Below are 18333 nucleotides of genomic sequence, written 5' to 3'. Positions count from 1 at the left end.
AGTGCCGAAACCACGGCTAATGGATTTGTGAAAAAGTATAAACGATTCTGATGCCGCGAACCAATAAATTCGTAATATGTCCGCCGGATTTTGCCGCTTGTCGCAATTGAAGTAACTTATTTAGAAGTTCGTTGCTTTACCGGTCTTATGCTGATCTCTGCACTCATAATTATTGCGTTGGCGTTCGGCGGCATGGCTTTAACGTATTTGTTCGCCAAGGACGAGTCGTTCATGTGGCGGCTAGCGGTCGGGAATGTGATCGGCTCGGCGGTGCTCGGGATCACGGGATTTGTGTTGGCTCTCTTGTTCGGCTTTGGCATTGCGACAGTGTTGGTAGCGTTCGTGTTCACAATGCTTCCGATCGTGGTCCTGCAAAAACATGAGCGGCGATCCAAATTTCTTCACGATTGGGCAAAGGCTAAAGGTAAAGTTCAGGGCGGAAACCTAAAACGCTTTGCCGGTTTCGGCTATTACGCCTTTTTTGTGATCTTGTTTTGGCTGTTTTTCGGCCAGACGATGTACGAAACGGCTTCCGGAATCTTTACAGGCGGATCGAACAATCTGGGCGACCTGCCGTTTCATCTCGGCGCGATATTAGGGTTTACCGACGGCAGTAACTTTCCGCCGCAAAACCCTTCTTTTTCGGGTGCAAGATTCTCGTATCCGTTTATCGCGGATTTCCTGACGGCATGTTTTATGCGGCTCGGGGCCGATCTGCAGAGCGCGATGTTCCTGCAGAATGTTTCATGGGCGTTTTCCCTTCTTGTAATTCTTGATCGTTTTTCAGCAAAACTGACTGGCAGCAAACTCGCCGGAAGAATTGCTCCGTTACTGTTATTTTTCAGCGGCGGCCTCGGGTTTGTATGGTTTATTAAAGATTATTGGGAACAGGGCAAAAGCCTTTGGGAATTTCTGTGGAATCTGCCGCGTGATTACACGATCACCGACCAATTTCGCTGGGGCAATTCTCTGGTCGTGCTGTTTATCACCCAACGCAGCCTTCTTCTCGGAATGCCGATAACCATTGTCGTTCTCGGTTATTTGTGGCAAATTTTCACGTCGGACAACACGTCGAAAAGCAAGAACGGCAATGAGAACCGGACAATTTCTCCACTTCTGGTAGGCATCCTCGCGGGAATGCTGCCGTTGATTCATCTTCACAGCCTCGTGACCCTCTTTGTCGTTACCGGATTTCTGTTTATTTTCAAACCGGTAAAATGGCGTGAATGGATCGCGTTCGGCGTTGGAGTTTGTCTTATAGCCGTTCCTGAGTTGCTCTGGTCGCTGTCGGGAAGTGCCTCGGAAACAAGCAAGTTTTTTGACTGGCACTTCGGATGGGATAAGCGTGACGTTAACGTGGTCTGGTTCTGGATCAAGAATACGGGCATCGTGATCCCGGTATTGATCGCAGGCGGTTGGATATTTTTTACGCAAGGCCGTGAAGCCGCTAAGGCGCGAAAAACCGAAGACCAAAATCCAAATGCCAAAAACCTTCTTCTCTTTTGTGTTCCTTTTATTTTCCTCTTCGTTGTCTCAAACGTCGCTAAGCTCGCACCGTGGGAATGGGATAACATCAAGGTACTGATCTATTGGTATGTCGGTTCAGTGCCGTTGATCGCGTATGCGATCGCTTGGGCATGGAAAGAATCAAAGCTTTTACAAGCAGTCGCGGCAGTTGGACTTTTGGCATTGACGTTTTCGGGTGGACTCGACGTCTGGCGAACTGCGACGGGTCAAAATAAGATAAAGGTATTCGATCCTGACGCCGTGAAGATCGCACAGCTTATCAAGGAAAAGACCGCTCCGAACTCTCTTTTCCTTAACGCACCGACTTACAATTCTGCCGTAGTGCTGTCCGGCAGGCTCTCATATATGCGCTACATCGGTCACCTTTCGTCGCACGGCATTGACTATGGCTCACGCGAGGACGAAGTAAAACGGATCTATGAAGGCGGAGGTGTATCCGATATTTTTCTAAAAAAAGCTGAGATTGATTACGTCCTGATCTCACCGGAAGAGCGAAATTCGATGAAAGCGAATGAAGCTTTTTTTAGCAAGTATCCTGTCGTGGCGGAATCTGGGCAATATCGCGTTTATAGAATAAGAAATTGAACAGGTTAAGTGGCATCGACAAGATACGGTCTTATTCGGCCCATCCTGTTTGAATTACTTTTGATGACAAACGAAGAAGAATTACAATCGAACGAAACTGAACCGAAGTTTGATCTCCTGTGGCTCGCGAGCTGTGCAGCGATTACCGCGGCCGCGACTTTCTTGCGCTTTTTCATGCTCGGGCTCAAACCGTTTCACCACGACGAAGGCGTCAATAGCTTTTTTCTGACCAACCTGTTTCGCGACGGTGTTTATAGATATGATCCGGCGAATTACCATGGGCCGACGCTGTATTACATAACGCTGGCGTTCACCAAGGTTTTCGGGCTCGAGACCATACCTGTTCGTGCGAGTGTCGCGATCTTCGGCGTATTGATCGTCGTTCTTGCGTTCTTTTTACGGAGTTACATCGGCAAGATCGGCGCTCTGTCGGCAGCCGTTTTCCTGACACTTTCGCCTGGGATGGTGTTTATCTCACGGTATTTTATCCACGAGATATTTTTTGTTTTCCTGAGCCTTGCGGTTGTATTGTCGGTCGTACTATTCATCGAGAAAAGAAAGGCAGGCGTCTTCGCGATCGCTTGGATGGTTCTCCTTCTATTCGTCTGCTTTCTGCCTTCTGCATTGTCGCTTGCGAGTTCGCTTGGCGGCACGAGCACAACGGCGGTGTGGGCATTTCGCGTTGCATTTTTTATCGTCGAAGCGGTCTTGGTCTATTTCGTGATCCGCATGATCCGCGATTGGAACAATGGCCGGCCCGTATATCTATTACTCGCATCTGCTTCGGTCGCTCTGATGTTTGCGACCAAAGAGACCGGATTCATCACGATCGGAACGATGATGATCGCGTGTGTGTGCGTTTGGATCTGGCGTGGACTTATAGAGAACGAAGCCGTTCAGCGGAACAAGCTGACCATCATCGCCGCCGTTCACGCGGTGCTCGGAGCGGCGGCTCTCGTCTATTATCAAAGTCTGATCGAAGGGATGAAGTGGCTCTTTGACAACTTTCTGGGCGAATTCAAGATACCTGAGCCATTCGCATTCTACACTATAATTTTGCTCGGATTTACGACGCTGCTTACTTGGGCCGTCTTTTTGTATTACTACAAACAGGAAAATACGACCGAACTCGCCGAACCGGCTAACTTGACATGGCACGATTTTCGAAGTGGGATCGGCACCGGTAACGATCTTCTGCTGACGACCGCCGCGGTCGCGACCATCTTTATCTACCTTAGCGTCCTGTTCTTCTCGTCGTTTTTCACTTACGCAGAAGGCGTCGGAAAAGCCTTTGAAGCGTACATGGTCTGGACAAGGACCGGCACGAAAGATCACACTCAAAATGGCATTCTCGGCTACGTTAAATGGGGACTTAAGGTCGAGGCTCCTCTGCTTTTTCTCTCGACTCTTGGCAGCTTGATCGCACTCGTGAAAGCAAAGCACCGGTTCGCAATGTTCGCGGCATTTTGGGCGTTTGGTTTGTTTGCGGCATACACGATAATTCCATACAAAACGCCTTGGCTCGCCCTGAGTTTCTATTTGCCGATGTGTATCATCGCGGGTTACGGCGTAAATGAGTTGCTTACCGCAAAGACGGCAGCTCTCAAGGCTGTTGGTGCCGTTTCGCTGGTTCTCGGCTCGACAGTGCTCGCATACCAAACCTACGATCTTAATTTTGTCCGCTACGACGACGAAGAAATGGGTTACGTTTATGCTCATACCAAGCGACCGCTGCTCGATATGGTCGCCAAGATCGAGTATTACGCCGAAAAGAGCGGCAAAGGCAATGGAGCCTCCGTCGAGATCGTTTCTCCCGATTATTGGCCGCTGACGTGGTACCTGAACGAATACAAGAAAGCTGTCTTCCACGGCAACCTGACCGATGTAAATGCCTCGGAAATGATCGTCGCCAAGAAGAATGATCAGGATGTCGATGTGCTTAAGCGATATTCGGCACACTACAAATTTGTCGATGTATATCCTCTCAGGCCTGGCGTGGATCTCACACTCCTTGTCCGAAAGGATCTGGCTGACAAGGACGCAAAGGATCTGTATAAGTTATTGGAATACGAATCCCCAAGATAGGACGCTGTGGCCGCGAGTAAAAATCACTCACTGACCGAAACCTAAAAACGGTCACCGACGTATAAGCGAGATATGGACCATCATTCTCGCTATTTTTATTGCAGTTGGGCTGCATTGCTCTTGACGGCAACAGCAGCTTGCAGTTCGGCGGTATTTGGTCAACATAACCACGGCCCTTCCGATTACGGCACCGCACCGACATTCACGAACCTCCCTGCCCCGCCGCTGATGAAGGGTATCGGCACCGCCTCGATCAAGATCACTACAAAGTCGCCAGCGGCACAGAAGTATTTCGACCAGGGACTCAATCTGCTTCACGCATTTTGGGATATGGAATCTTACCGTGCGTTCCGTGAGGCCGCGAGAGTCGATCCGGATTGTGCGATGGTTTGGTGGGGAGTTTACAACGCCCTTGGGCAGAATTCGCAAGAGATGTCCGAGGAGCGTGCCGCGGCGTTGAAAAAAACCGTCGAACTTGCACCGAAGGCATCCGATCGCGAACAGTACTACCTGCGCGCGATCTCGCTGCTTGCCGAGCAGGGCAAAGGCCGTTCGGCGTGGGTCGGCGAAATGGAGGCGTTGATCAGCAAATATCCGGAAGATGTCGAGGCTCAACTGCTGCTGGCAAATTCCCTCTCGTCACCGGCATCAAGTTATCGGCCAAACGGCCGTCCACGCGAAGGCAAGATGTACGGACGTTCGATACTGCAGAATCTTTTGCGAACTCATCCAGAACACGCGGCAGTTCATCACTATTGGATCCACGCCGCCGAGAACGGTCCACGTCCTGAAGAAGCCCTCGACAGCGCCGAAAAGCTGGTCAAGCTCGCGCCGAATTCCGGCCACATGCTCCACATGCCGGGCCATATCTACTATCGTCTCGGGATGTATGAAAAGGCCCGGGAGGCGCTTCTCGCATCATTAGATTTTGATCTTAAATACATGCGCGAGAACAAAGTCCATCCGATAAATAATTGGAATTATACTCACAACCTCGACTATCTGGTCGCCAACTGCGCCGAAGAAGGCCGCTACAAAGAAGCAGCCAAATACGCTAGGATGCTGGTTGATATCCCGTCGGACAACACCCGACTTAGATCAACAGGCCTCGGCTATATGCTCTACGGAGGTAATACGGCTATTGTGCGGCTGCAGATGAGATTTGGACTGTGGGACGCGGCGATCGCGGAACTCGAACAGATAACGATCGCTGATCGATCGTCGTTGTCAGTGAAATATCAAACGGGAATTCTCAGCTATATCCGCGGAATGAGAGCAATCGAGATCGGCAGCCTCGCGGAAGCCGACTTGCAATTGAAAGCTCTTCAACAAACGAGCACCCAGATGTCTGCTCTCAAGTCAAAGGATGCGTCGGACTGGTATTTCGGCCACGCGACACGCGTGATCGGTGTTCATTTGCTCGATCTGAGCGGTTCAGTGGCAAGCCTTCGCGGTGACCACATCGAAGCCGTGAAACTCTTGAGCGATGCCGTCGAAAGCGAAAAGGATCTGGGCTACTGGGAACCTCCTCACTACACACGACCTGTCCTGGAGAGCCTTGCCCGTGCATATATTCGTGCAGGAAGATCAGCGGACGCTCTCACATCATATGAAAAATTGCTTATTACGAGGCCAAACAGCGGTTTCGCTCTATATGGAAAAGCCGAAACCTACTCAAAATTCGGCGACTTGAAAAACGCAGCGATTGCGCGGAAACAACTGTCGGCCGTCTGGAAAAATGCGGATCAAGATCTTCCACAGCTAAAAACTAGCAGGTGATTATATCTATGAAAATCGTATTGTCGTTTCATCTCATTCTCGCGTCTGCCGTCGTTATAGTCGCCCAGACAACTGCGTTTGTCGGCGTCAATGTCATCCCCATGGACAGTGAGCGAGTACTCGCGAACCAAACTGTGATCGTCCGAAATAGTACGATCGTCCGTATCGGTGATTCGGCTAGGGTCAAAGTTCCAAGAGATGCGGTCACGGTTGACGGGAAAGGTAAGTACCTGATTCCCGGCCTCGTCGATATGCATACTCATTTGTTATCAGACAGCGACGAATATCCTGATTCGATCGCACCGGACGAATTGCGTGTGATGGTCGCCAATGGCGTAACGACCGTGCGGTTTATGATCGGCACGCCGGAGTTGCTGAACTTACGAAGCCGCTCGGCAGCCGGCGAGATCGCCGCCCCGACGATCTATGTAGCGAGTCCGCATCTGACCGGCCGTAAACAGGGCAACGATTTTGTTGTTACCAATCCCGACGAGGCTCGCGATGCCGTCAGAAAGTCAAAGGCCGCCGGTTATGATTTCATCAAGCTTACGACCTACGTCCCGTCGCTCATTTACGAAGCCGCCGTCGAAGAAGCCGAAAAGCAGAATATCCGCGTTGTTGGCCATGCTGACAGCCGTTTCGTTGGTGTCGAGCGTGCATGGAAAGCCCGTCAGCAGATCGAACATCTCGACGGTTATATGGAACTGCTGCTTAAGGCTGATTCACCGATCAGAGGTTCGGTCTCCGATGTCTATATCTACAATCCGGCGAACTGGGCAAGCTTTGACCATATGGACGAAAGCAAGATCACCGAGATCGCTCGCAAAACCGTCGCATCAAACCCGTACGTAGATCCGACACACCACTTCATGAAGAACACCTTTGGCCGTCTGCGGACCGAAGATGAGATACGTGCTCAGCCGGACTTTAAATTTTATCCGCCAAAAGTTCAGCAGCAATGGTTCGATTTTTACAAACGGAATCGATTCATCAATTCGGTTTCGCTTGACAAGCGTGCCCGTTGGGTCGAGCTTCGCGAGAAACTTATCAGAGCGATTCACGGGGCAGGCGGCAAACTAATGACCGGCTCCGACACGCCGGAATTCCTATGGCTTTACGGGTTTGGCATCCACCATGAACTGAAAGCACTCAAAGATTCGGGGATTTCGAACTATGCGGCACTTACCGCCGGCACACGAAACGCACATGAGTTTTTTGGCACCCTCGACAAAGTCGGAACTATCCAAAAAGGTAAACGCGCTGATCTCATCCTGCTCAATTCAAACCCCCTCGATGATATATCGGCAACAAAGAACCGCGCGGGAGTGATGCTCAAAGGCAAGTGGTACACGCAAACCGAGCTCGACCAATGGCTGAACAAGATCGCGCCAAAGATCGCAGGCTCATACACTGAACACAAATAAGCAGAAACACGACCTTTGGGGAGCGTGTCAAACGTAACTTTGAACCACTATGAATAAACTCAAGACCATCGCCATTACCGGGCTTTTTTTGGCGGCCCATGCGGTCGCTCAAAACGCCGATGACAAAACCGCAGCGATCGCCGTCGTCAACCAACTCTTCGACGGAATGAAGGCGAAAAGCGTCGAGCAGATGAAGACCGCATTTAGTGCGGACGGCCAACTCGTGGCGATCGACAAACCTCGCGACGGCAAGGGCATTTCGAAAACAAGGATCCTATCGGGCGACGCGTTCGCGAAGATGATCTCTGAGGCAAAGGGTGGCGATTTCGTGGAGAAAATGCCGTCGCCCGAGGCACGGATCGCCGGCGATATGGCGATCGTCACGGGACGCTATACGTTCTATGTCGGCGAGAAATTTTCGCATTGCGGCACGAATACATTCAACCTCGTCCGCACCGAAGCAGGCTGGAAGATCGCAAACGGTGCCTCAACGCTCGAATTCCAATGCGACCGAGATCTGAAGGCGGTTGAGATCGCCAAGGTCGATGCGAATCCTTCGGACGTCTCAAGCATTGATGGCATTATTAGGGCATTTTACGAAACGATCCGCGGCCCAAAAGGTCAGCCACGGCAATGGTCACGCGACCGCACGCTTTATATTCCGGATATCCGCTTTGTCGCGATGAGCGAGCAAGGCGGCAAGATCCGTGTCGGCATTATGAGCCACAGCCAATATGTGAACGCCACGAATGACAACTTTGTCTCAAACGGCTTTGACGAACGCGAGATCAATCGCGTCACACGCCGATTCGGCAATATCGCCCACGTTTTCTCAACCTACGAATTCACAAACGATGACAAGACGGACAAGGGCCGCGGCTTAAATAGCATCCAGCTCTATTGGGATGGTAACCGCTGGTGGATCTCATCCGCGAGTTGGGACGACGAACGTCCGAGCACTCCTATCCCGAAGGAGTTTCTTCCAAGGTCTCGCAAATAGTATCTATTCCAAATAAACCTTTTTGTCGATCTCACCGTTTATTAATTATGAAAAGATTAAAACTCGTATTTTTGCTCGCTCTGTTCGTTGTTCCGACTTTTGCCTCAGATATCAAGACCGGTGAAGAGTTGATCGCGGCCATGCACAAAAAGTATGACGGCAAGTGGTACAGGACACTGACCTTTGTACAAAAAACGATCACTCACAAACCCGACGGCACGTCGACCTCAGAGATCTGGTACGAAGCCATGGCGGTTCCTGGAAAATTGCGGATCGACATCGACCCGCTCGACAAGGGCAACGGAATTTTGTTTTCTGACGGTAAGATATATTCGATCAAGGACGGTAAGGCAAATGACGGACGGTCATTGGTCCATCCGCTTATGGTCCTTGGGTTTGATGTTTATAACCAGCCGGTGGCCACGACGGTCGCACAGGTAAAAGGCATCGGTATCGACCTTTCTGTCCTCCGCGAAGACACTTGGAAGGGTCGCAGCGTCTATGTCGTCGGTGCAAAACAAGGCGATATGAACGCCGCCCAGGTATGGATCGATAAGAAGAATCTGTACTCTGTGCGTCTAATCCAACTTGGCGGCCGCGACAAAAAGATAGTTCAGGAAACACAGTTCAACAAGTATATAAAAGTGAAAGGCGGCGGTTGGGTCGCTGTAGAAGTGCAGTTTTTTGTGGACGGCAGGAATACCATGACGGAGAATTATACGGACGTTCAGGCAAATCCAAAACTCGATCCTGATCTCTGGAACCCTGCGAAATGGATGAGCGTCGATCGGACATATTATAAAAAGAAATAAGCGAGGCTGAAATGCGAATTCTTCGAACCATCGTTTTTGCCCTGTCATTTTTGACCGTTTTCATATCGGCCGATGCCCAGGTCACTCCCGTGCCGGCAAGCTCTGATCTCAGGAACGAACTTCAGCGAAATCTCGAAGAATGGTACAAGGCCGGCAAATTTCCCGGCGCGACGCTCGGCGTCGTACTTGCGGACGGCGAAACAATGAGTTTGGCCGTTGGCTACTCCGACCGAACGGCAAAAAGCCCGATGAAGCCGACTGATCGAATGCTCGCCGGCAGCACCGGCAAGACATTTGCCGCTGCCACCGCTCTTCAGCTCGTATACGAAGGCAAGATCGGACTCGACGAAAGGGTCGAAAAGTATCTTGGGAGCTTGTCGTGGTTTTCGCGTCTGCCGAATGCCAGGGACATTACGGTACGCCAACTATTGAATCACACTAGCGGACTCGTGCGCTACGAATTCAAAGACCAATTTACAAAAGACCTTACGGCAAATCCCGAAAAGATCTGGAAGCCGCAGGAATTGCTCGCCTACTTGCTCGATGAAAAGCCGCCGTTCGACGCCGGCAAGGGCTGGGATTATTCGGACACGAATTACATCGTACTCGGCATGATCATCGAAAGAGTAACGGGCCGCAAATTCTACGACGAGGCCGGCCGCCGCCTTCTCAAACCGCTCAAGCTAACAAATACGATCCCACAGGACCGTATCAAACTGAAAGGCGTCATCCAGGGCTACGCCGGAGCCAACAACCCGTTTGGCGGCAAGGACGAGATGATCTCGAATGGAAAATTTGCGATCAATCCTCAGTTCGAATGGACCGGCGGCGGTTATGCGTCGACATCCGGGGACCTGGCCCGCTGGGCAAAGCTAATTTACGAGGGCAAGGCCTTCGACGCGTCGCTGTTGCCGCAGGTGTTCGATGGCGTCGCCGCTCCGATGCTCGGCCGCGAGACAAGATACGGCCTCTGCGTGATCATCAGGAAAACGCCGGCCGGGACATCGTACGGCCACAGCGGTTTCTTTCCCGGCTATATGACCGACATGATGTATTTTCCGGAACAGAGAATCGCCATTGCAGTTCAGGTAAATACGAGCGTTCCGCAAGATCTGGGCAAGCCTCTCGGCCGGGTTTTGGCTGACCTGGCTCAGATCGTCAAGAAACGCTGAAATAGACCTGACCGGGACCGAAGACTGAATTTCTGAGTATTGCTTACGATTCCTTCGCCTGATCAGGGCCGACGGAGATGTTCGCTGTAGCTTTTTGCTGTTCAGTTCTATCTGCGGTAGCATTTTCGTGTTCAACAATTAGATGAAATTTCTTCGGAGGCCTATGAAAAAGTTCTTTTCGATCTCACTTGTTCTACTTATGTCGGTCGGAAATATACTCGCCGCGAATACCGCTGACGATATCGCCGCCGCAACGGCAAAAATAATGCCGCAGGTTATCGCTTGGCGTCGACATATTCATCAACATCCCGAACTTGGCAATCGCGAAGTGAATACAGCCAAAATGATCGCTGACGAACTCCGCAGACTCGGGATCGATACGCGAACAGGCATCGCCAAAACGGGCGTCGTCGGCATCCTGAAAGGTGCATTACCCGGTCCCGTCATTGGCCTTCGGGCGGACATGGACGGCCTGCCCGTAACGGAACGCGTCGATGTTCCGTTCAAATCGGTCGCGAAAGCCGAATACAACGGTCAGACCGTCGGCGTAATGCATGCATGCGGTCACGACACCCACGTCGCCATGCTGCTCGGCACGGCAACGGTACTTGCTGGAATGAAGGACAAGCTCAAGGGGAGCGTCGTCTTCATCTTTCAGCCCGCCGAAGAGGGCCCGCCAGCAGGCGAGACCGGCGGTGCCCCCGACATGGTGAAAGAAGGCGTCATGGACAACCCCAAGATCGACGCCATCTTTGGCATCCACATAAATTCTTCAACGGAAGTCGGAACGATCAGATACAGATCAGGCTCGGTTATGGCCGCCAGCGACTGGTTCTCGATCAAAGTCAAAGGCAAACAGACACATGGAGCATATCCCTGGGCAGGCATCGACCCAATCGCCGTCGCATCGCAGATCTATACAGGATTGCAGATGATCGTTGCTCGCCAATCCGAATTGTCCAAGGCTCCGGTCGTAATCACCGTCGGCCGTATAAATGGAGGCGTCCGCGAAAATATCATCCCTGAGGAGCTCACGATGGCCGGCACGATCCGCACGCTCGACAGCGAAATGCAAAAAGACATCCACGAGCGGATCCGCCGGACTGCAACTAAGATCGCCGAGAGCATGGGCGCTACCGCCGAGATTTCGATCGAAAACAAAACGCCCGTCACGTACAACACACCCGAACTCGTTAAAAAGATGCTGCCTTCGCTCGAAAAGGCAGCCGGCAAGAGCAACGTCCTCGACTCCAATTGGGTAACCGGCGCCGAAGATTTTGCCTTTTTTCGAGAAAAGGCTCCGGCATTTTATTTCTTTGTCGGCGGGATGCCTAAAGGCAAGGATCCAATGACGGCCGCAGCACATCACACGCCGGACTTCTTTATCGACGACAGCCGCCTCGACGTCGGGATCAAAGCGTTTTGTAATATTGTCATTGATTACACAAAGTGACGAAACACAGAAAAATGAAAAAGCGAAGGCGGCGTTCCCGAGACAAGGCATTTCACTTTTCTGCGTTTTGACATTTTATTATCGATCCGTAATTATGCTGCCGCCGGTGTCTCTGACATTTGGGGCACGCGTGGTGTTTATGCGTGTCGTGCCGGTTCCGCGAAAAAGCGGCGTAAAGATCCATTTTGAGTGATTTTGAATGCCGTAATAGGCAATTACGGATTTGCTGCGGCTCTGGCTGGCAACGCCAATGAACGGGGTGTTCTCGGTCAAAATTTCGATCTCACCCTCATCGGGTTCCGTGCTGTCGGTCTCACTGCCCGTATTAAGAGAATTAACGATGACCAGTGCAAAACGGTCGAAGGTTTGACTCGGGTTCGACGGAAGCAGTCCGTTGTTATAATCCTGAACACGTTTCGCAAATGGCCCAAGCGTCGTCACATCAGCCTTGATCAAACGCCATTTTCCGTCTTCGCTCATTGGATCCACCGCAGCCGATGCCCGCAGAATCTGCCGTTTTTTGGTTCCCTGCGGTAAGCCCTCAAGCAGCTCGTCCATCGAATTGGGCAGCTTTGCACCACCGTAATATTCGACATATTGGCGAATTGCTTCGGCGATCTCTTCGCCGCGGCGGATCGTCTCGAGTTCCTTTTCACGTTGGACCTCCATCTGCACCGACGGCGCTACCGCGAGCAAGGCAATCGCAAATATCGCCATCACGGCCAAGACCGCGAAAAGCGTCATTCCACGCTCACCGTTTCTTGCATTAGCCGTCATCGCCGTCGTCATCCACGTCCTTTTTATCGGTCGGTTGCCGATTCGGATTCGGCGTCGGAGGGACATATCGCGGGATATTATTCGGAATTCCCGGGATATCCTGCGGTATGGTAGTTGGATTGGTCGGCTGAAACCCGGGATCGATCCCTGGGAAACCCATATTACCGCGAGAGCCGGGCTGTGTCGGAGCCGTACCGGTACTGCTCGCCGCCGTTTTTTCGATCGTTAACGAATGCTTGAATCCGAGACTTGTGTCCTCAAAAGTAACCTGCTGCGGCGTAATGCTTATCAATCGAAAACGCCCGCCAAGCACATCATTGAGCCTTGCCCCGAACGGTGTCGGCTTACCGGTTTCAAGAAAATAAGCCGTGTCGTTGTTATAGCGTTTGCGGCCGATCATTCCGACATATTTGAAACTGGGACGCGGCGGAGCCTGCACGACCAGCATTATCTGGTTTGAATACATTTTACCGTCCGGCGACTGAATGATGACCTGACGCGATCCTTCGCTCGAGACCAGATTGGCCGGTATATCCGTTACCATTTTCTGTTCGTTAATAAAGGTCGTCGGAAACTCCACCTGATTAAAGTAAATATGCATGTCAGGCGAAAATCGCTCGCCGTTCACCTCGAGCCTGAACCCTTGGGAACCTGCATAGACGCTTTGCGGAGTTATAAAAGTCGCGATCACCGGCGGCGTGAGTGCGGGCGTCGGCGGCGGCCCCGGGGTCTGCGTCGGCAATGGAGTAGGGCTGTACGGCGTCGGTGCTGGCGGTTCGTAAAATGCAAAAATATTGCGTCCGGCGTCTGGAGCATAACTGTTGCCGGGCACGTAATTCACGACCGTAACATTGTTGAGAGCCTGTTCATCAGCCGATGGCAGCTTAAATTTGTTCGGATCGTTAGTAGTTGGTTTGACGGTCGGTTTCGGCGTCGGCGTTGACTTTGCGGTAGTCGCACTGCTGCTGAAAAGGCTGCGTCCAAATGCAAAATACAATGCAAAAATAGCCAGAATTCCAAGCAAGATCGCGGCGATCAGCTTGTTTCTTTCGGTCGTAGTTCTAAGTGCAGATACTGCCATTGCTATCTAACTTATTCCGTTGCCACAGGCACAAAATCGGGTCTCCGAAAATATGCTGCCATCTCCAATCTTAGTGCCACGATCTCGCCGTGTGTCTTGCCCTGCGGTTTTCGCGTCAATTCGCCAGCCGCCGGCTGAGTGACGATTCCCGGGTTTCCCGCAGCCCCAAACCTTGGATCTCCGGCCGGCTGGAATTCGGCTGACGGAGGCGGCTTCGTCGGATCGACTTTCTTTTCTTCGGTGTCCGACGGAGCAAGTTCTACCGAACTGACCACCACAAACTCGTTCCCTGTTTCGATCTCGCGAATGAACCGCCGCAGATTCTGATATGAACCCTCGACGGTCATCGTTACATAGACACCCGGAAAGAGGCTGCGAAAACGCTCACGTCCGCGTTCGCCCTCGCCCTTGTTATTGCCGTCATCCTGACCTGCAGGCTCGAGTGGCTGATAGTCCGGGCCGGTCGTGTTGGTTAGCCCGTATGCCGAGATCAGGCCATTGATCCGCTGGTAGAGCGAAGTTCGGCCATTGGTCGCAGCCGGCAAAAACCTCGTCTCAAAATCGCTTACGCTGGTCAGCAATTTCGCGACCTGGGTCTTGGTATCAGTAATCTCGCCGTACTTTGTTTGGGCAGAGATCAGTTCGGCTGCGAGGCGGTCGGCCTCGCTCCTGTTCTTGGCGACCTCTCTGGTCGACGGCACGACAACAAAGACATAGACCAGGATCGCGAGCAGCAGGATCATCGCACTTGCCGAAATGGCCGCGATCTCAGGCACGCCCCACATTCCGGAATAGACCTTTCGAGGCCTCCGAGTAGCGAGATTTGAATCGTAATTATCAAGTACGACCTCTTCCGCTCCTTCAACGACCAGCACCTTTCCCACTTCGAGGTCAGCCATTATTGCTCACCTCCATTTGTAATTTGTGCAACGTCGCCGGACGTTGTTGTCGAATAACCGTAGCCAGGCGAATAGACCAGTCGAAGCGTGTATTCGGTATATGTCATTCGGTCGGTCTTTTGCAGATCCTGTCCGCGAAGTTCCGCATGAAACAGTCCCGAATTCTGCATATTCTCGATCATCGTCATCACGCTAGGATAATCTTTGCTTAGGACACTGAGTTCGAGCTCAGCTTTGATACGGTCGGCGTCAGAGTAGATATTTTGAACAACGATACGCGATGCACTTACGTTGCCCGGCAAAACAGACTCTAGATCGGCAAACAGCCGTGACCATCCAAACTTTTTACTTGCGACCAGCTTATGCGACGCTCCTAGTAAAGCTGTCTGTTCGGGCGACAGTTCTTGCTGGACCTTCTGACCTTCGCCTTTGAGCTGTTTGATCTGCTCATCGCGCTCCTTGATCTTCGCGGTCAGGTCTTTGTTTGCGTCTGAATTTTGCTTAAGGATCGCGAGACAAAAAACCACGCACGTGCCCGCGATAACGAGCATCAACGCGGACAGCAAATAGGGCAAAACCCTATTACGAAAGGGCTTGGTCGATAAATTGAGATCAGTGATAAACGACAAACAGTTTCCCCAATAGCGAAAAATAGACACAGTAAGCACATGCCCACGACTCACGGCCAAACAAAAATAAAGTTTAGCACGAACGCCGTTTCATTGTCTTTCACGCGCGTTTAGCTCAAATTGTTGCAATTTTAACCGCGCCTCGGCGGCAGATGCCTGTCGAGTTCGGATCGCGTCATGTCACGGTAAGCGGCGACGCGGTTGCGTCCCTCGCGTTTGGCACGGTAAAGGGCAGAATCGGCCATTTCGACGAGTTCGATCGGGTCCGACGAATCTTCAGGAAAAGACGAGATGCCAATGCTAACAGTGATGTGATGCGTCTCCGTCGTACGGCCCGGTTGGAGTACGCTGAACTCTTGTGTCTCGATGCTCGCCCGCATCCGCTCGGCTGCGACAAGGGCCTGCGGCATCTCGGCATCGAGCAGAAACGCGGCAAATTCGTCGCCGCCAAACCTCGCCGCCGCATCGCCGGTCCTGAGATTCGTCATTATCGAAAATCCGATCTCCTCGATGGTCTTGCTGCCAGTCAGGTGGCCGTACGTGTCGTTGACGCTCTTAAAATTGTCGCCGTCCATCATCAGAACACAAAACGGCCGCCCATCGTTCGCCGCGCGCCCGGCCTCACGCCTCAATTCCGAGAAGAACGAGCGGCTCGACAACAAACCGGTCAGATCGTCGTGAGAAATCAAACGGTGAATCTGACGCTGATATTCCCGATCGATCTCGTCGAGCAGGTCAAACCTAAGAATGGTCTCGCCGATCGCGATCTTGTCGCCGTTGTTCAGCTTTTCCATCGTGATGCGCCGGCTATTGAGAAATGTACCGTTACGCGAATTCAGATCGATCAGCGTGTAATCCGCTTTCCCGGTGGCAAGATCTTTGGTTGTCGTTATCCGTGCGTGCTGACGCGAGACCTGGGTATCATTCACACGGACATCCGCTTCGAGTGCCCGCCCCAAAATGACATCTTCCCGCTCAAGCGGGATCGGCACAGCGATCAGCTCTCCGCTCAAAAATACGAGAGCCGGCCGCAGGTCGCGTCGATTTGTCTCCGAATCGTTCATATCTCGCAGAAAGCGTCTGGTGAGGAGGGAGCCAAAGTATAGGATAACCTATTCATTGCAACAATTAAAAGTGTTTTTTAAGGTACGCAGATGTCCTATTTCGACCACTCTTCCGACACATGAACGTCCACCTTGATCGGCACATGGCTAACGTATTGAGCACCGGCCCTTGTCATGGCTCCCTCGAGGATGCCGGCGATCTGGACTGATTCTGATACATCGCATTCGACGACGATCTCGTCATGGACAATGTTCACTAATTTTGCGGAGGTCGGGCGGATGTCTTCGTGCAGCAGCCGCAGAGCGCGTTTTAGGATGTCGGCCGAGGTGCCCTGGATCGGCATATTTTTGGCGTAACGCTGCGCCGCCGCCAGCGACGAACGGTCGTTCTCGTCAAATCTGAAACTCGCAATCCTGCCCGATTTGGTACGTGTCATTCGCGTTTCCTTGACTGTCGAAGCGGCTGTTCGCAGCCAATCGTCCATACGCGGATAGGTCGCAAAATATCTGCGCAGCGTGTCCTCGGCTTCTTTTTGCGTCAGCCCGGTCATCATCGCGAACCGCGACGCTCCTATGCCGTAAACCACGCCAAAATTGAGCCTTTTCGCAAACGAACGCTGGTCCGGCGTCACGTCCTCGGCATTGATGCCAAACACCTGTGCCGCCGTGGCCGAATGAAAATCCTGCCCCGATTCGAATGCCTCGATGAAATTCTTGTCCTCCGAAAAATCGGCGAGGATCCGCAGCTCGATCTGCGAATAGTCCGCGATCACGAGCTTCCGCCCTTCCGGAGCTTTGAAACACCGTCGATATTCTTCTTCGTGGGGTATCTGTTGAAGGTTCGGTTTTGAGCAAGAAAATCGTCCGGTCGGTGCTCCGATCTGTCGAAAATCCGCGTGAATGCGTCCGGTCTTGGGCTCTATGAATTCGAGTATATTCTCGCCGAACGACGATATCGCCTTTGCCGCGCCGCGATATTCGAGCAGCTTGGCTACGACCGGATATTTTTCGGCCAGCGGCTGCAGTTCCCAGGCCCGCGTCGTATTTGGCACGGGAATTCCGAGCCCGACAAGAGCGTCCGTCACCTGTGCCTGCGAATCGAGATTGATCTCCGAACGCCCGAAGAGCGACGCCTGAGCGACGCCGGCCGAAAGCATATCCTGCAATTGATCGGCGGCTTGACGCTGAATGACGGTCACCTTTTCTAGCTGCTTACGCCAACGGCCTTCATCCAAATAAAAACCATTCAGCTCCATCTCAGCGACCGGCATCACACACTCATTCTCGAGCCGCAGCACCTCGGTCAGATCGTCCGCGACGATGCGTTCCTCGAGTTTGTCGCGCACTTCGAGCATGATCGCCGCATCTTTTGCAGCGTATTCGACCTGTGATCGCGACAGCTCGGCCGCACCCCAATCGCTGACCTGCTCGGCCTTATCAAGCGTCCGGCCAAGAAAGAACTGGACCACATCCGCCAGCCCGTGCCGCCGCTCGCCCTCGCCCGCCGCGATCAGAATACTCGCAAGATAAGTGTCATATATCGCACCGACCTCGACGCCCAGATGACGCCGCACCCATTTCGTGTCGAATTTTGCATTGTGGGCGATCTTAGTCTGCTTGCTCGATGCCAGCAGTTCGCGAAGCGGAGCGAGCTCGGGCGAAGTCTTGATATCACCGCGATCGCGAAAGGGCTTAAGGTCCACTACCTTTGTATTCTGCCCGTTGCTTAGCTGTACTAGCCGCAGTTCACCTTTGTAGGGGTCGAGATCTGTTGTCTCGACGTCAAAGCCCAAAAAGCGGTCATTATCGAGTTCGTCGCACGCCTTTTTTAGCGACTCAGCATCACTCACAAGCTGAAAATATATTTCCATAGAGACGTTTAATTGTATCTGGGAAAAAAGGCAATTGACAGTTCGCTCAATGAGATTCGTACGAATTTAGTTTACTTCGCCTCGCTTATCTGCATATACTATCTGTAGTTTGCTCGAAGGTGCTCGAAAAAAACGAGCGGCGAAGCGGTGCAGGCCTCAGAAGATTTTACAGAAG

Annotated in this window: 14 protein-coding genes; 8 read left to right on the top strand and 6 right to left on the bottom strand. The window is 52.2% G+C overall.

Going from position 1 to position 18333, the window contains the following annotated elements; all coding sequences use genetic code 11:
* The first annotated feature begins 147 nt into the window (after positions 1 to 147).
* From IPK01_06925 to IPK01_06890, 8 genes are all read left to right on the top strand, one after another.
* Positions 148 to 2112, top strand: coding sequence for a hypothetical protein (locus IPK01_06925; GenBank protein ID MBK7933226.1), 1965 nt, complete (start codon positions 148 to 150; stop codon positions 2110 to 2112).
* A 63-nt stretch (positions 2113 to 2175) separates the two neighbouring features.
* Positions 2176 to 4197 carry a glycosyltransferase family 39 protein gene (locus tag IPK01_06920; protein ID MBK7933225.1) on the top strand — a complete coding sequence of 674 codons (2022 nt, stop codon included), beginning with the start codon at positions 2176 to 2178 and terminating at the stop codon, positions 4195 to 4197.
* A 72-nt stretch (positions 4198 to 4269) separates the two neighbouring features.
* The gene (locus IPK01_06915) at positions 4270 to 5976 is read left to right on the top strand and encodes a tetratricopeptide repeat protein (protein ID MBK7933224.1); all 1707 of its coding nucleotides are present in this window, start codon (positions 4270 to 4272) and stop codon (positions 5974 to 5976) included.
* An 8-nt stretch (positions 5977 to 5984) separates the two neighbouring features.
* Complete coding sequence (locus IPK01_06910) at positions 5985 to 7400, top strand: amidohydrolase family protein (protein MBK7933223.1); 1416 nt, start codon at positions 5985 to 5987, stop codon at positions 7398 to 7400.
* Between the two features lie 49 nt (positions 7401 to 7449).
* Entirely contained in the window at positions 7450 to 8400 is a 951-nt protein-coding gene (locus IPK01_06905) for a nuclear transport factor 2 family protein (protein MBK7933222.1), read from the top strand.
* Between the two features lie 47 nt (positions 8401 to 8447).
* On the top strand, positions 8448 to 9212 hold the full coding sequence (locus IPK01_06900; protein MBK7933221.1) for a hypothetical protein: 765 nt from the start codon (positions 8448 to 8450) through the stop codon (positions 9210 to 9212).
* Between the two features lie 11 nt (positions 9213 to 9223).
* On the top strand, positions 9224 to 10384 hold the full coding sequence (locus IPK01_06895) for a beta-lactamase family protein (GenBank protein MBK7933220.1): 1161 nt from the start codon (positions 9224 to 9226) through the stop codon (positions 10382 to 10384).
* 163 nt (positions 10385 to 10547) lie between these two features.
* On the top strand, positions 10548 to 11837 hold the full coding sequence (locus IPK01_06890; GenBank protein MBK7933219.1) for an amidohydrolase: 1290 nt from the start codon (positions 10548 to 10550) through the stop codon (positions 11835 to 11837).
* A gap of 78 nt (positions 11838 to 11915) precedes the next feature.
* On the opposite strand, the gene IPK01_06885 is transcribed toward IPK01_06890, so the two are convergent.
* The 6 genes from IPK01_06885 to IPK01_06860 form a co-directional block, all read right to left on the bottom strand.
* Complete coding sequence (locus tag IPK01_06885; protein MBK7933218.1) at positions 11916 to 12614, bottom strand: type II secretion system protein; 699 nt, start codon at positions 12612 to 12614, stop codon at positions 11916 to 11918.
* Positions 12604 to 13695 carry a hypothetical protein gene (locus IPK01_06880; GenBank protein MBK7933217.1) on the bottom strand — a complete coding sequence of 364 codons (1092 nt, stop codon included), beginning with the start codon at positions 13693 to 13695 and terminating at the stop codon, positions 12604 to 12606. The genes IPK01_06885 and IPK01_06880 overlap by 11 nt, the downstream gene beginning before the upstream one ends.
* A gap of 11 nt (positions 13696 to 13706) precedes the next feature.
* Positions 13707 to 14594 carry a hypothetical protein gene (locus tag IPK01_06875; protein ID MBK7933216.1) on the bottom strand — a complete coding sequence of 296 codons (888 nt, stop codon included), beginning with the start codon at positions 14592 to 14594 and terminating at the stop codon, positions 13707 to 13709.
* The gene (locus IPK01_06870; GenBank protein MBK7933215.1) at positions 14594 to 15223 is read right to left on the bottom strand and encodes a hypothetical protein; all 630 of its coding nucleotides are present in this window, start codon (positions 15221 to 15223) and stop codon (positions 14594 to 14596) included. The genes IPK01_06875 and IPK01_06870 overlap by 1 nt, the downstream gene beginning before the upstream one ends.
* Before the next feature lie 131 nt (positions 15224 to 15354).
* Positions 15355 to 16287: a GGDEF domain-containing protein gene (locus tag IPK01_06865; GenBank protein ID MBK7933214.1), complete on the bottom strand. Its 933-nt coding sequence runs from the start codon at positions 16285 to 16287 to the stop codon at positions 15355 to 15357.
* A gap of 95 nt (positions 16288 to 16382) precedes the next feature.
* The gene (locus IPK01_06860) at positions 16383 to 18158 is read right to left on the bottom strand and encodes a hypothetical protein (GenBank protein MBK7933213.1); all 1776 of its coding nucleotides are present in this window, start codon (positions 18156 to 18158) and stop codon (positions 16383 to 16385) included.
* Positions 18159 to 18333: the final 175 nt, after the last annotated feature.

The sequence above is a fragment of the Acidobacteriota bacterium genome (genome assembly GCA_016713675.1).
In the GTDB taxonomy this organism is placed as follows: domain Bacteria; phylum Acidobacteriota; class Blastocatellia; order Pyrinomonadales; family Pyrinomonadaceae; genus OLB17.
The sequence above is the reverse complement of the archived record's forward strand: the minus strand, read 5'-3'. Positions and strand labels throughout refer to the sequence as shown.

Excerpts from the sequence above, each read along its gene's own strand:
- IPK01_06895 (MBK7933220.1), top strand. The coding sequence starts at position 9,224 with ATGCGAATTCTTCGAACCATCGTTTTTGCCCTGTCATTTTTGACCGTT.
- IPK01_06915 (MBK7933224.1), top strand. The coding sequence starts at position 4,270 with ATGGACCATCATTCTCGCTATTTTTATTGCAGTTGGGCTGCATTGCTC.
- IPK01_06875 (MBK7933216.1), bottom strand. The coding sequence starts at position 14,594 with ATGGCTGACCTCGAAGTGGGAAAGGTGCTGGTCGTTGAAGGAGCGGAA.
- IPK01_06905 (MBK7933222.1), top strand. The coding sequence starts at position 7,450 with ATGAATAAACTCAAGACCATCGCCATTACCGGGCTTTTTTTGGCGGCC.
- IPK01_06885 (MBK7933218.1), bottom strand. The coding sequence starts at position 12,614 with ATGACGGCTAATGCAAGAAACGGTGAGCGTGGAATGACGCTTTTCGCG.
- IPK01_06865 (MBK7933214.1), bottom strand. The coding sequence starts at position 16,287 with ATGAACGATTCGGAGACAAATCGACGCGACCTGCGGCCGGCTCTCGTA.
- IPK01_06910 (MBK7933223.1), top strand. The coding sequence starts at position 5,985 with ATGAAAATCGTATTGTCGTTTCATCTCATTCTCGCGTCTGCCGTCGTT.
- IPK01_06900 (MBK7933221.1), top strand. The coding sequence starts at position 8,448 with ATGAAAAGATTAAAACTCGTATTTTTGCTCGCTCTGTTCGTTGTTCCG.
- IPK01_06880 (MBK7933217.1), bottom strand. The coding sequence starts at position 13,695 with ATGGCAGTATCTGCACTTAGAACTACGACCGAAAGAAACAAGCTGATC.
- IPK01_06890 (MBK7933219.1), top strand. The coding sequence starts at position 10,548 with ATGAAAAAGTTCTTTTCGATCTCACTTGTTCTACTTATGTCGGTCGGA.
- IPK01_06925 (MBK7933226.1), top strand. The coding sequence starts at position 148 with ATGCTGATCTCTGCACTCATAATTATTGCGTTGGCGTTCGGCGGCATG.
- IPK01_06920 (MBK7933225.1), top strand. The coding sequence starts at position 2,176 with ATGACAAACGAAGAAGAATTACAATCGAACGAAACTGAACCGAAGTTT.
- IPK01_06860 (MBK7933213.1), bottom strand. The coding sequence starts at position 18,158 with ATGGAAATATATTTTCAGCTTGTGAGTGATGCTGAGTCGCTAAAAAAG.